The organism is Kluyvera fluvialis (genome assembly GCF_059725275.1).
The window spans coordinates 3883764-3897405 of record NZ_AP046142.1; the positions used below are offsets into that span (position 1 = coordinate 3883764).

Annotated in this window: 14 protein-coding genes; 2 read left to right on the forward strand and 12 right to left on the reverse strand. The window is 52.5% G+C overall.

Annotated elements, in window-relative coordinates; all coding sequences use genetic code 11:
• Positions 1-275: 275 nt before the first annotated feature.
• Positions 276-1361 carry a phosphoporin PhoE gene (gene phoE / locus AC6I4B_RS18460; RefSeq protein ID WP_497767237.1) on the forward strand — a complete coding sequence of 362 codons (1086 nt, stop codon included), beginning with the start codon at positions 276-278 and terminating at the stop codon, positions 1359-1361.
• A 95-nt stretch (positions 1362-1456) separates the two neighbouring features.
• Here phoE and crl read toward each other — a convergent pair whose 3' ends face one another.
• The 3 genes from crl to gpt form a co-directional block, all read right to left on the reverse strand.
• Positions 1457-1858, reverse strand: a complete 402-nt coding sequence (gene crl / locus AC6I4B_RS18465; protein WP_497767238.1) for a sigma factor-binding protein Crl — start codon at positions 1856-1858, stop codon at positions 1457-1459.
• A 57-nt stretch (positions 1859-1915) separates the two neighbouring features.
• The gene (frsA, locus tag AC6I4B_RS18470; RefSeq protein WP_497772238.1) at positions 1916-3160 is read right to left on the reverse strand and encodes an esterase FrsA; all 1245 of its coding nucleotides are present in this window, start codon (positions 3158-3160) and stop codon (positions 1916-1918) included.
• Positions 3161-3266: 106 nt separating this feature from the next.
• Positions 3267-3725: a xanthine phosphoribosyltransferase gene (gene gpt, locus AC6I4B_RS18475; protein WP_042395309.1), complete on the reverse strand. Its 459-nt coding sequence runs from the start codon at positions 3723-3725 to the stop codon at positions 3267-3269.
• A gap of 258 nt (positions 3726-3983) precedes the next feature.
• Between gpt and pepD the strand changes: the two genes are divergently transcribed.
• Positions 3984-5441, forward strand: coding sequence for a cytosol nonspecific dipeptidase (gene pepD / locus AC6I4B_RS18480; RefSeq protein ID WP_497767240.1), 1458 nt, complete (start codon positions 3984-3986; stop codon positions 5439-5441).
• Between the two features lie 43 nt (positions 5442-5484).
• On the opposite strand, the gene AC6I4B_RS18485 is transcribed toward pepD, so the two are convergent.
• The 9 genes from AC6I4B_RS18485 to AC6I4B_RS18525 all read right to left on the reverse strand — a co-directional run bounded on the left by AC6I4B_RS18485 (position 5485) and on the right by AC6I4B_RS18525 (position 13197).
• Complete coding sequence (locus AC6I4B_RS18485; protein ID WP_497767242.1) at positions 5485-5928, reverse strand: GNAT family N-acetyltransferase; 444 nt, start codon at positions 5926-5928, stop codon at positions 5485-5487.
• 2 nt (positions 5929-5930) lie between these two features.
• Entirely contained in the window at positions 5931-6986 is a 1056-nt protein-coding gene (gene dinB, locus AC6I4B_RS18490) for a DNA polymerase IV (protein WP_497767244.1), read from the reverse strand.
• Between the two features lie 150 nt (positions 6987-7136).
• On the reverse strand, positions 7137-7352 hold the full coding sequence (nqrM, locus tag AC6I4B_RS18495) for a (Na+)-NQR maturation NqrM (protein WP_064547684.1): 216 nt from the start codon (positions 7350-7352) through the stop codon (positions 7137-7139).
• Positions 7353-7354: 2 nt separating this feature from the next.
• A complete protein-coding gene (gene nqrF, locus AC6I4B_RS18500) occupies positions 7355-8578 on the reverse strand; it encodes an NADH:ubiquinone reductase (Na(+)-transporting) subunit F (RefSeq protein ID WP_497767245.1) in 1224 nt (407 codons plus the stop codon).
• Positions 8579-8590: 12 nt separating this feature from the next.
• A complete protein-coding gene (gene nqrE, locus AC6I4B_RS18505; RefSeq protein ID WP_497767247.1) occupies positions 8591-9187 on the reverse strand; it encodes an NADH:ubiquinone reductase (Na(+)-transporting) subunit E in 597 nt (198 codons plus the stop codon).
• Positions 9188-9193: 6 nt separating this feature from the next.
• A complete protein-coding gene (locus AC6I4B_RS18510) occupies positions 9194-9832 on the reverse strand; it encodes an NADH:ubiquinone reductase (Na(+)-transporting) subunit D (protein ID WP_497767249.1) in 639 nt (212 codons plus the stop codon).
• The gene (locus AC6I4B_RS18515) at positions 9825-10619 is read right to left on the reverse strand and encodes a Na(+)-translocating NADH-quinone reductase subunit C (protein ID WP_497767250.1); all 795 of its coding nucleotides are present in this window, start codon (positions 10617-10619) and stop codon (positions 9825-9827) included. The genes AC6I4B_RS18510 and AC6I4B_RS18515 overlap by 8 nt, the downstream gene beginning before the upstream one ends.
• Positions 10612-11850: an NADH:ubiquinone reductase (Na(+)-transporting) subunit B gene (locus AC6I4B_RS18520; protein WP_497772240.1), complete on the reverse strand. Its 1239-nt coding sequence runs from the start codon at positions 11848-11850 to the stop codon at positions 10612-10614. Before AC6I4B_RS18520 ends, AC6I4B_RS18515 begins: the two co-directional genes overlap by 8 nt.
• Positions 11851-11853: 3 nt before the next feature.
• Positions 11854-13197, reverse strand: coding sequence for a Na(+)-translocating NADH-quinone reductase subunit A (locus AC6I4B_RS18525; protein ID WP_497767252.1), 1344 nt, complete (start codon positions 13195-13197; stop codon positions 11854-11856).
• Positions 13198-13642 lie beyond the last annotated feature (445 nt).

Genomic DNA, 13642 nt, shown 5'->3' on the forward strand with positions numbered 1-13642 from the left:
TTAATAAAGAGGAAATTTTAATACCAGGCAGACGTTGTAGCAGGAGTCAGGCCGCTTGCCAACAGGCAGCGCTGAAAGCGGGCGGTTTTGTTGCGCAGGATCAGGCAGCCTAGTGGAGATTATTGACAATTTTATGACAGAAAAACGTATTCATAATTTTTTATATTTTCTCGGAGATTGTCATAAATTTTTAACACGCGCGGGATAAAAACGTTCCTGTTTTATCACAGTGGTCTTTCACAGCAAATTTAAAACATAAAAATCGGGATTGAGAAATGCAAAAAACAACGTTGGCATTAACGATGATGGGTATTATTGCGTCTTCTTCAGCTATGGCGGCTGAAGTTTATAACAAGGATAGTAATAAACTGGACGTTTATGGCAAAGTAAGAGCAATGCATTACATGAGCGATGATGCCAGTTCCGATGGCGATAAAACATACGTTCGTTTTGGTATTAAAGGCGAAACAAAAATCAATGACCAACTGACCGGCTATGGTCGTTGGGAATCTGAATTTTCCGGTAATACTGATGAAAGTACCTCAACTCAGAAAACGCGTCTGGCATTTGCGGGCCTGAAATTAAAAGATTTCGGCTCTTTTGATTATGGTCGTAACCTCGGTGCGCTGTACGATGTTGAAGCCTGGACCGATATGTTCCCAGAATTCGGCGGTGACTCCACCGGCAAGACCGACAACTTCATGACCAAGCGCTCCAGCGGCCTGGCAACCTACCGCAATACGGATTTCTTCGGCGTCATCGATGGCCTGAATTTAACCCTGCAATATCAAGGCAAAAACGACCGTAGCACCTATGCCACCGCCAACGGTGACGGCTTTGGTAGCGCCCTGACCTACGATTTCGGCGGTAGCGATTTCGCTATCAGCGCCGCCTACACCAACTCCGATCGCACCACCGTACAGCAGGCAAAATCGCTGGCGAAAGGTGGTCAGAATGCGGAGTCCTGGGGAACAGGTGTAAAATATGACGCCAATAATATTTATCTGGCGATGATTTATACCGAAACTCGCAATATGACGCCAATTAAGGGTTTAGTCAGCGCAGATCAGGGTTTTGCTAATAAAGCGCAGAACTTCGAAGCCGTGGCACAATATCAATTCGATTTCGGCCTGCGCCCATCTTTGGGTTATGTGCAGATGAAAGGCAAAGATCTGGATAATGGGATCGGCGATCAGGATCTGATGAAATATGTGGATGTTGGCGCGACCTATTATTTCAACAAAAATATGTCAGCGTTTGTTGATTATAAAATCAACCTGATTGACGAGTCTGCGGTCACTAAGCGTCTGGCGATTATGACCGATGACGTGGTTGCGGTTGGTATGACCTACCAATTCTAAGGGTAATATAAAGGCCAGCAACGCTGGCCTTTATTAATGCTCGCCATATTACGCAAAATCCTTCATGCGGCCAGGCTGCATGAAGGATTTTGTGTTTATGCCGTACGTTTCATGGCTTCGTTGGCAAAACCATCCGCCGGTTCCAGCGGTAACTCTAATGTTGCCAATAAATCCTTCGCTCGCTCGTGAAAACCGCGTAACGTTTGTTGCAGACGCTCAACCACTTCAGGATCGTTGATGGCTATAGCCTGCCATTTGCCATCTTTATCAAACAGACCGAATTGGTAGCTGTAGGTAAAGCGATGCGCTTCGGCTTCCATTTCCATCCACCAGCCCCAGAACTCACGCTTCTCCGGCGCGGGTTTTACGTTAACGCAAACGGCTAAACAGTCGAAAAAAAAGCGGTTATCTTCACACTGTTCTTCGCGAATATAGGGGCCAAGCGCAGCAAATTTCTTGATCAGTCTACTCTTCGGGTGTCCACTCGGTAACGTCATTGCGATCTCCTTTAGTGATGCAACTGTTTTACCAAATCAATAGAATTTAGCAATATATTAACAAAATCTATTATTGATCCACTCGGCAATTTCTTTCAGCGCTTTGTCAAAGTTGCGATACACCGGATTAAACGGGATCGGCATCAGTTTCCCTTGCGCCGATGACGAAACAATTAACCGTGACTCTTCTTCCGGGCTAAATGGATCGTTATTCCAGAAACCAGAAAGCATCGGAGTTGGACAACGGCGGCCCAGCAGCCCCTGAGTTTTCAGGGAGTAGCGGTTAAGCTCCACGCGCAGCGCTTCGTCAGAGGCATCGTGCATTCCCAGACGGGAGGCCAGCACATCCAGATACATTTCCGGTACGCGCCCTTGATGCAGGGGATCATTCAGCAAGCCGTGAACCACCGGTCCTAAACAGGCTACAGCTTTCAGATGCGGGGCTTCCAGATATGCCAGGCGCACGGCAATATTCGCGCCGAAACGGAAACCAAACGCCGCCACACGCGTGTGATCAACCCACGGAATATGCGGCAGTTCGCGGATAACGTGTTGATGCAACAGGCTGGAATCCTGAGTGAGCTTCCATTTTGAAGAGAAGCCAATCGACGGCATATCCACCGTCAGCATCGCAATTCCCAGTGGGGCAAAATAGTGTTCATACAAGCTGTAGTAGTCGGTCTGTAAGCCGTCCAACCCGCCACACATCAACACCGTCGGGAATGGGCCGTTGCCTTTCGGCATATGTAAGAAGCCCTTTATCGGCGAACCGCCGGGGATCGTAAACTCTAGTTCACGCATTTCGCCCGGCAGGCGTTGCGCGGCTTCTTCATAGGCGCGGTTAGCCAACGCCTGCGCCTGTTCTGCAAGGTCATCGCCTTTAAGATGCGGATAAGCCGCGATGCTGTAAAGATTGGAGGCGTGCAGCCAGTGGCGACCGCTGAGGGTTTCATCCTGCTCCTGGTTCGCTTTTTGCTGCCAGAGCATGGCCTGAGACGACCATTCGTAAATCCAGTTACCACCGCGATAACCCACGACGGTGTCGTACAGTTCATCGTCAGTGCGTTCGGCGGTGCTCATCACGATGCGCGCTTGCACGTCGAGAATTTCCTGGGGCGTTACGCCGCGCCAGATCCACATCAGCCGGTTAATCATGCGATACCAATGCGGCACGTTATTTCCGCTAAGCGCAGACTGCATACGAGAAGTATCGCCAGTGCTAAACCGACGCACTAGCGTTGACGTTTCAGGGTGTTTAAAGCGCGGTTTGAATAGCGTTTCGCTGAGATTAGCTTCTGGCATCACAAAACCTCCGTGGATACGATCTTTGGTCTTATTGTAACGCGTGGGGCGTTAAAAAAAACAACGCCCGGCATAACCGGGCGTGAGAAGCGCATTTATTGATGAATCAACGTCCAGAAATAGGCGGTACGAATACCACGCCCATATCCCATGGCTGTTCAATCCAGGTATCCTGTGGGATATCAATAACATAATCATTAACCAGCGGACGACCAGCCGGTTTAGCAAAAATGGTCACGAAATGCGCTTTTGGATACATTTCGCGAATCGCCACCGCCGTACCCCCGGTATCCACCAGATCATCAATAACGATAAAGCCTTCGCCATCGCCTTCAGCGCGCTTCAGAACTTTCAGTTCACGCTGGTTGTCGTGGTCATAGCTGGAGATGCATACGGTATCGACATGACGAATGCCCAGTTCACGTGCCAGCAGTGCTGCTGGTACCAGGCCACCACGGCTAACGGCAATAATGCCTTTCCATTGTTCAGAAGGCATCAGGCGTGCAGCCAGTTTGCGCGCGTGAATCTGCAACATGTCCCAGGTGACGACGTATTTTTCGCTCATTGTGAAGTTGTCCCAGCCTGTTTTATACGGCTTAAAAAGTGTTCAAGGGGGAAATGGGTTGCGCGAGATTATAGAGATCTGGCGCACTAAAAACCAGTGTTAAGCTGAATCCACGGCTCTTTTTACGTGGTTTGTTCTACCGGAAAGGGCAGAAAGTGGTATTCTCAACCCCATCGCGCAAGCCAGTCTTGTGGTATATGTATGTGCTAACCCTTTCCCTGCAAGCGACTTTTGCAGAAAGCCGTAAGGAGACTCATCGTGTCTGAACTGTCTCAATTATCCCCGCAGCCGCTGTGGGATATTTTTGCCAAAATCTGTTCTATCCCACACCCATCCCATCATGAAGAGCAGCTCGCTGCACACATCATGGGCTGGGCGAAAGAAAAAGGCCTGCACGCAGAGCGCGACCAGGTTGGCAACATTTTGATTCGCAAAGGCGCAACACCTGGGATGGAAAACCGTAAGCCGGTCGTCCTTCAGGCGCACCTCGATATGGTGCCACAGAAAAATAACGATACCGTACACGACTTCGCGAAAGACCCGATTCAGCCGTATATCGACGGTGAGTGGGTAAAAGCACGCGGCACTACGCTGGGTGCGGATAACGGCATTGGTATGGCGTCTGCGCTGGCGGTGCTGTCCGACGAAACCGTTGAGCATGGCCCGCTGGAAGTGTTGCTGACCATGACCGAAGAAACCGGTATGGACGGTGCGTTTGGTCTGCAAGCTAACTGGTTGCAGGGCGAGATTCTTATTAACACCGACTCTGAAGAAGAAGGTGAAATTTACATGGGTTGCGCAGGGGGTATCGACTTTACCACCAATCTGCCGCTGACCCGTGAAGCTATCCCGGCTGGGTTCCAGACCTTCAAGCTGACGCTGAAAGGCCTGAAAGGCGGGCACTCCGGTGGTGATATTCACCTCGGTCTGGGCAACGCGAACAAACTGCTGGCCCGTTTCCTGGTGGCTCATGCCACGGAGTTGGATCTGCGTCTGGTTGATTTCACTGGTGGTACGCTGCGTAACGCGATTCCGCGTGAAGCCTTCGCCACTCTGGCTGTCCCGGCAGATAAAGTTGATGCACTGAAAGGCCTGGTAGACACCTACCTGCACATCCTGCAAAACGAGCTGTCAGCAAAAGAGAAGAACCTGAACCTGGTGCTGGAAACCCTCACCCTCGACGGTAAAGCGCTGACTTCAACTTCCCGCGACGCGTTCATTCAGCTACTGAACGCAACGCCAAACGGCGTGATTCGTAACTCTGATGTCGCTAAAGGGGTCGTTGAAACGTCTCTGAACGTCGGCGTGGTTTCCTTCACTGAAGATACCGCAACCATTCACTGCCTGATTCGTTCTCTGCTCGACAGCGGTAAAGATTATGTCGTGAGTATGCTGGAATCTCTGGGCGCGCTGGCGGGTGCTAAAACTCAGCCGAAAGGCGGCTACCCAGGCTGGCAGCCAGATGCTAACTCTCCGGTGATGCACCTGGTGCGTGAAACCTATCAGCGCCTGTTTAACAAGACGCCGAACATTCAGATTATCCACGCGGGTCTGGAATGTGGTCTGTTCAAAAAACCGTACCCGAACATGGATATGGTTTCTATTGGGCCAACTATCACCGGGCCACACTCCCCGGATGAGCAGGTTCATATCGAAAGCGTTGGCCAATACTGGCAACTGCTGACTGAACTGCTGAAAGCGATTCCGGCGAAGTAAGTCACTCTCCCGGCGGCGCAATGTCGCCGGGTATTTTTCCCGCCTATCTGATTTTTTCCATCCGATAATTCACAAACCGCTCTCCGCGCACTTCCACTTCTTGTTCCGCCACGACATGAAATCCCTGACGTTCAAAGCACGGCCTTGCCGTAATGCTGGCGTCAACGGTTAAGGTTCCGTTCGGGATGTCGGTGAACAGGCGGTTCAACAACGCGTTGGCAATGCCTTGTCGGGAGAAGTCTGGCGCGACGAACAGCAAATCAATGTAACCCTCAACGGCGGTAATAAACCCAACGGGCTGTGAGTCTATCGTCGCCACTTGCACATACGAGCGGGCTAAACGCTGACGCCAGCGGGTTTCATCAAGCTGCGCCCAGGCATCTATTTGCGCGGGGGAGTAGTGCTGGCTGGCGGTTTCTCGCACCGCATGCAGAAAAATTTGGCACAGAGCGGGGAAATCATCGTCACGATAACAACGGATATGCATAGTTAAATTCCTAACAGCAGTTGTCGTTCCAACTGTGGGTCTAACAGCGTAACGTGCAGGCCAACAAGCCGCACACCGCGCCCAGCCCGCCGTTCAAGCCACGATTTCTGTGCCGTGGCAATTAAGTCATCTTTGTTGAGCTGCGGCCAGACATGTTCCTGCGTAGTGAGTTGGAAGTCATTAAATTTGAGCTTTACCCCCTGACGAGCAACGCGGAGATCGGGCCTGACTTTCGCCAATCGCCGTTCCAGCTCAGGGTACAGGCGTTCAATAATCGCCTCGCAGTCCGCCCAGTCGTGAATATCTTCTTCCAGAGTGCGTTCTACGCCAATGGATTTTCGCTGCCGACTGTTATTGATTTCGCGTTCATCAATCCCCTGGCTGCGCTCCCACAGCACACGACCAAACTTGCCAAAACGTTTGAGCAGCATCGCGAGATCGCTTTTCTGCACATCAGCACAGGTGCGCAGCCCCATACTCTCGAGCTTCGCCGCCGACACTTTGCCCACGCCGGGAATTTTGGCCAACGGCAGCGTTTGCAGAAAAGCCGGAACGTCGGCGGGAGTCAGGACAAACTGCCCATTGGGCTTATTGAGATCGGAGGCGATTTTCGCCAGGAATTTCACCGGCGCAACGCCTGCTGAAGCGGTCAGCGCCAGTTCATTGAAAATCGTCTGGCGAATTTCCTGCGCCATTAGCGTTGCCGAGCCGTGGCAATGTGTACTGTCGCTAACGTCCAGATAGGCTTCATCCAGCGAAAGCGGTTCAATAAGCGAGGTATAACGGGAGAAGATTTCCCGAATATGATTCGAGGCTTCGCGATAGGCTTCAAAGCGCCCGGGCAGCAGCGTGAGGTGCGGGCATAGTTTTAGGGCCATCGCCGTCGGCATGGCGCTGCGCACGCCAAATTTGCGCGCGGGATAGTTTGCCGTGCTGATAACGCCACGCTGCACCCGGCTGCCGCCAATGGCAACAGGAATATCGCGCAGCGCGGGGTTATCACGCATTTCCACCGCTGCGAAGAAGCAGTCCATGTCGATATGGATTATTTTGCGCATACGTCGCCCTCGAACATTACTGGACAAGTATACAGTATAATTATCGCCAATGAGAAGGGGATGGTTGGGTGCGGATATCGAACGGCACGATGCTTATCCGGCCAGCGATAAAGGGAAAGCCGGGTAAGCATTTGCGTTACCCGGCAAAAATTACAAGATGCGGTTCTGTTGGCGCTGTGCTTCGCGAGCCATGCGTTTTTTACGCGCATCGCACGGTTCTGGGCAGTCGCACACTTTCTCTAACCCCAGCGAAGAGATACCGCCACAGCTACCCTGTAGGCTTTTTCGCTTCACCAGATACCCCAGCGACATCCCAAGAATGACCAGGGCAAAAATACAGAATGTCGCCAGAAAGACCGTTAACATCATCAGCCTCCAAAGTCGTCGAGCATGATGTTTTCATCTTCGACGCCCAGATCTTTGAGCATTTTGATAACCGCTGCGTTCATCATCGGCGGCCCACACATGTAGAACTCGCAATCTTCTGGCGCAGGGTGGTCACGCAGGTAGTTCTCATACAGGACGTTATGAATAAAGCCCGTGTAGCCCGTCCAGTTATCTTCCGGCTGCGCGTCGGAGAGCGCAATATGGAAAGTGAAGTTCGGGTTTTCCCGCGCTAATTGTTCAAATTCTTCTGCGTAGAACATTTCACGCAACGAACGCGCGCCGTACCAGAAGCTCATTTTACGCTGGCTATGCAGGCGTTTGAGCTGGTCAAAAATATGCGAACGCATAGGCGCCATACCGGCGCCGCCGCCGATAAACACCATTTCAGCGTCGGTGTCTTTCGCAAAGAACTCACCAAACGGGCCGGAGATGGTGACCTTATCGCCCGCTTTTAGCGACCAGATATAGGAGGACATAATCCCCGGAGGTGCATCAGGCGCAGATGGTGGCGGCGTCGCGATACGCACGTTGAGCATGATAATGCCCTTCTCATCCGGGTAGTTTGCCATCGAGTAGGCGCGCAACGTTGGCTCTTTGACATCAGAAACATAGCGGAAGAGATTAAATTTATCCCAATCGCCACGATATTCATCCGGCACGTCGAAATCAGCATAGGCCACTTTATGCGGCGGGCATTCAATTTGAATATAGCCCCCAGCGCGGAACGGCACACTCTCACCGGCAGGAATCGCCAGCTTCAGCTCTTTAATAAAGGTCGCTTTATTATCGTTGGAGATAACTTCGCATTCCCATTTCTTAACGCCAAACACCTCATCCGGCAGCTCGATTTTCATGTCCTGGCGCACGGCAACCTGACAGGCCAGACGGCAGCCCTCTTTCGCCTCACGCTTGGTGATATGCGAAAGCTCGGTTGGCAGAATATCACCGCCGCCCTCTTTCACCGTCACCCGACACTGACCACAGGAGCCACCGCCGCCGCAGGCGGAGGAGATAAAGATACCGTTGCTCGACAGCGTATTCAGCAGCTTGTCACCCGCCGGGGTTTTAATCTGCTTGTCCGCTTCGTTGTTAATTTCAATCACCACGTCACCGGAATTTACCAGCTTCGATTTAGCGAACAAAATAAGCAGCGAGAGCACCAGTACGATAAGCGTAAACATGACTACGCCCAGTAAAATTTCCATGATTAACGGCCCTTATAGCTGCACACCGGAAAATGACATAAAACCTAATGCCATCAGCCCTGTGGTGATAAAGGTGATCCCTAAGCCGCGCAGTCCCGCTGGCACATTTGAGTACTTCATTTTTTCGCGAATCCCCGCCATTGCGACAATCGCCAGCGTCCAGCCAATGCCGGAACCAAAGCCATAAACGATCGATTCGCTAAAGTTGTAGTCGCGCTGCACCATGAATGATACGCCACCGAAGATGGCGCAGTTAACGGCAATCAGCGGCAGGAAGATACCCAGCGCGGTGTACAGCGACGGGAAGTATCTATCGAGGATCATTTCCAGAATCTGCACCAGTGCGGCAATAACACCGATAAAGGTGATGAAGTTCAGGAAGCTAAGATCAACCCCTTCAACTAACGCACCGTCGCGCAGTACCAGGTTATAGACCAGGTTGTTTATAGGGACAGACAGGCCAAGCACGACCGTGACCGCTACGCCCAGGCCAAACGCGGTAGAGACTTTCTTTGATACCGCAAGGAAAGTACACATCCCAAGGAAGAAGGCCAACGCCATGTTTTCGACAAACACCGCACGGACAAACAGGCTAATGTAATGAGCCATAATCGGTTACTCCTTTTCCTGCTGTTCCGGCTTCCAGCTACGCAGCGCCCAGATCAGCAAACCGATAATGAAAAACGCGCTCGGTGCGAGCAGGAACAAACCGTTCGGCTGATACCAACCGCCGTTCTGTACCGTTTCCAGCACCGTGACACCAAACAGCTTGCCGCTACCAATCAACTCACGCAGGAAGCCAACAATCAGCAGGATTGCGCCATAGCCCAAACCGTTGCCGATACCGTCCATAAAGCTCGCCAGCGGCGGAGATTTCATGGCGTAGGCCTCAGCGCGCCCCATCACAATACAGTTGGTAATGATAAGCCCAACAAACACCGACAACTGTTTTGAGGTTTCGTAGGCGAAAGCGCGTAGCAGCTGATCGACAACGATCACCAATGAGGCAATGATCGCCATTTGCACGATAATGCGCACACTGTTCGGAATGTGGTTGCGAATCATGGAGATAAACATGCTGGAAAACGCCGTGACCAGCGTAACCGCAATGGTCATCACAAACGCGGTTTCCAGCTTGGTGGTGACCGCCAGCGCCGAGCAAACGCCAAGCACCTGTAACGCAATCGGGTTATTGGCGATAAGCGGGCCAACCAGCACACGCTTCATCTCTTTCATATCACCCTGCTCAGCCATTGTTCAGCCCTCCTTCACGCACCTGTTTCAGGAACGGGCCAAAGCCCATTTCCCCCATCCAGAAATCGAAACTGTGCTGCACACCTTTTGCGGTAAGCGTAGCGCCAGACAGCCCATCAACCGCATACAAATCGCCGGGCTGAGCCGCGCCTTTCATCACTTTCAGCGCCGGTTTGCCGTTGTCATCCAGCACCCGTTTGCCAACAAACTGCGCTCGCCAGTTAGGGTTTTCGATTTCACCGCCCAGCCCTGGGGTTTCTCCCTGGTCGTAATAGGTGATGCCTTTAAGGGTGCGTCCATCGGTATCCAGCGCCACAAAGGCGTACATCATCGACCACAGACCTTTGCCATACACAGGCAGAACGATTTCCTGCACTTTTTGCTGTTCATCTTTAATCAGATAAATTTCCACCACGTTGCTGCGACGGCGGATACCGGCAGGGTCTTCGCTGGAGGCCAACGCGACGCTTTGCTGTGGGTCTTTCAGCGCCTGACTTTGGTTGAATTTCACAGGGTCGCTGTCTAACAGCGCGCCGCTTTTTAAATCCAGCAGCCGAGGGGTGACGCGGCTGGCATACACTTGCGCGATCGCCTCAGTAGACATGTTGTCGTGCATCAGCCCTGCCACCGCCAGGATATTGCGCTGTTTATCCAACGCGCGCTGTTCCTGCTGAAGCGGTTTCAACCCGACGGCTGAACCCGCCACCACAATGGAGCAGACCAGGCAAAGCACCAGCACCACCAGCAGTGTTTTGCCGATGCTATCGTTACTTTTATGTTCAGCCACGCGACTTCCTCCGCTTAATATTGGCCTGCACCACCAGGTAATCGAACAGCGGCGCAAAGAGGTTGGCGAACAGAATCGCCAGCATCATCCCTTCTGGATAGGCTGGGTTTACCACGCGAATCAGCACACACATCACGCCAATCAACGCGCCGTAGCACCATTTTCCTTTGTCAGTAAACGAGGCGGAAACCGGGTCGGTCGCCATAAACATCATGCCGAAGGCAAAGCCGCCCAACACCAAATGCCAGTACCACGGCATCGCGAACATCGGGTTAGTGTCGGATCCAATCAGGTTAAACAGCGTGGCGCAGGCAATCATACCGAGCATAACCCCGGCGACGATGCGCCAGGAGGCTACGCGCCCAAAGATAATCAGCGCACCGCCAAGCAAGATCATCAGCGTCGAAACTTCACCAATGGAGCCTGGGATTTTGCCGATAAAGGCATCCATCCAGCTCACCGGCTGGCCGCTGACGACATTTACCAGCGCCTCGCCACCTCGGCTTGCCCACTGAGATAACGGCGTAGCCCCGGAGAAACCGTCGGCTGCCGTCCATACCAAATCGCCGGAGATTTGTGCTGGGTAAGCGAAGAACAAGAAGGCACGACCGGCTAACGCAGGGTTAAGGAAGTTACGCCCCGTACCGCCGAAAATCTCTTTCGCAATAACGACACCAAAAGAGATCCCCAGCGCTGCCTGCCACAACGGCATGGTTGGCGGGACAATCAGCGCAAACAGAATCGACGTGACAAAGAAGCCTTCGTTAATTTCGTGCTTGCGCACAATCGAAAACAGCACTTCCCAGAAGCCGCCCACCAAAAATACCGTGGCGTAGATAGGGACGAAGAACACCGCCCCTAGCATCATCATGCTGAGCCAGCCAGCATCGGGGGCGAAACTAACACCCAGCGCTTGCGCCACGCTGTAGTGCCAGTTGCTGGCAATCACCTGTTGTAACTGTTCTGCGCCGTACATTTTGTGCAACGCTGGAATGGTTTGCAGACCGACGTTGTACATTCCCCAGAACATCGCCGGGAATACGGCGAACCAGACGAGGATCATCATCCGCTTCAGGTCGATAGCGTCACGCACGTGCGCCGCGCCTTTGGTGACATGGCCCGGCGTGTAGAGCAACGTCGCCGTCGCCTCGAACAGTGGATAGTATTTTTCGAGTTTGCCGCCCTGTGTGAAATGCGGCTCAACTTTATCTAATAACTGCTTTAAGCCCATCACTTAGCCTTCCTGCTCTATTTGCGTTAATACGCTGCGCAATACCGGCCCGTATTCATATTTGCCGGGGCAGACATAGGTACACAGCGCCAGGTCTTCTTCATCAAGCTCCAGACAGCCCAACGCCTGCGCGCTGTCGGAATCACCGGCCAGTAAGTCACGCAGCAGCATCGTCGGCAAAATATCCATCGGCATCACACGTTCGTAGTTGCCGATAGGTACCATCGCGCGCTCGCCGCCGTGGGTATCCGTAGAGAGATTGAAGAGTTTTTTCTTTAAGAAGTGACCGACCGTGGTGCGGGTAATGGAGAATTTATCGCGCCCCGGCGCAACCCAGCCCAGCAGCTCTTTTTCACGCCCCTCTTTGAGCACGCTCACCTGAAGGTGAAAGCGCCCCAGAAATGCCTGAGGCCCAACGGCCTGAGTGCCGTTTAATACCGAGCCGGACAGGATACGATTTTCGCCGTCTTGCAGTTCGCCCACCAGCATTTCATCAAGACTTGCGCCCAGGCAGGTGCGCAGAAGACGCGGGTGTTTAACCTGCGGGCCACCTAGCGCAATCACGCGTTCAGTCCATAAAATACCGTCGAGGAACAGTTTACCGTAGGCGATAACATCCTGATAATTCAGGTGCCAGACCTGTTTATTAAGGCTAACGGGTTCAAGGAAATGAATGTGCGTGCCCACTAAACCTGCCGGGTGCGGGCCAGTGAACTGGTTAAACGTCACCTGCCCCTGCGGATGACCGCCCAGTTTGCCGCCACTGCTCTGGCAAACATGCACTTTGCCGCCGGTCAGGCGCGTGAGCACCGTTAAACCCGCATAAAAAGCCTCGCGCTGGGCGAGGATAATCGGCTGTGGATCTGCCGCCAGTGGGTTGGAGTCCATCGCGGTGACAAAAATTGCTGCTGGTTCCGTACCTGGCGCTGGCGTTTTGCTGAACGGGCGCGTGCGCATTGCTGTCCACAGACCTGATTCAATCAACTGTGCCGCCACAGTTTCACGCGGTAACGTGGCTAATTCATCTGGGGCGTATGGGGTGAATGTCACGGCATCGTTACCGTCAACCTCAATCACCACCGATTGTAAAACCCGGCGCTCACCACGATGAATTGCGCTGACCGTGCCACAGGCCGGTGATGTGAACCGTACCCCTGGAATTTTTTTATCTTCGAAAAGCAGTTGCCCTTTAATGACCCTGTCGCCTTCTTTGACCGCCATAGAAGGACGAAGCCCGATATACTCTTCACCTTTAATCGCCACACGCGTGACGGTAACATCATCAATGCGTTGCTGATCGGGCAGGCCAGCAATGGGCAGATCAAGGCCTTTGGTTATTTTAATCATACTGTTTGCAGGTATCCGTTAACGACGACGTCAACTCAGCGCTGAGGCCAGCGTTTTGGTTAACGAAACAAAAGAAAGGCGTTACACCTGAAGCCCAAAAACATTCCATGCTTGGGTATAGCGGGAAATTGAAGCATCCTTTCTTGTACTGTTTGAGAGTGACTCTATTAACCATCCGCAGCTTTGATTCCATAGCGAATGGTTACGTAACGAAAGTTTACCATTTTCTCCTTCTCCGATGCAGCAGTTCCGCTTTTCAAGCCGCTAAATTGCGAGCTAATACGCAAAGTTCTACGGATTCAGATAAAGATAGCCAGTGAATCATTAGCTTATCCTACACTCTCTTTAGCCACGGCGCGCTGGACGGCAAACAGCACAACGCACCGGGTTGTGGCGGGAATGCAAGATCAAATCGTGAACGCCAAACTCCCCACTTGCGAAAAAA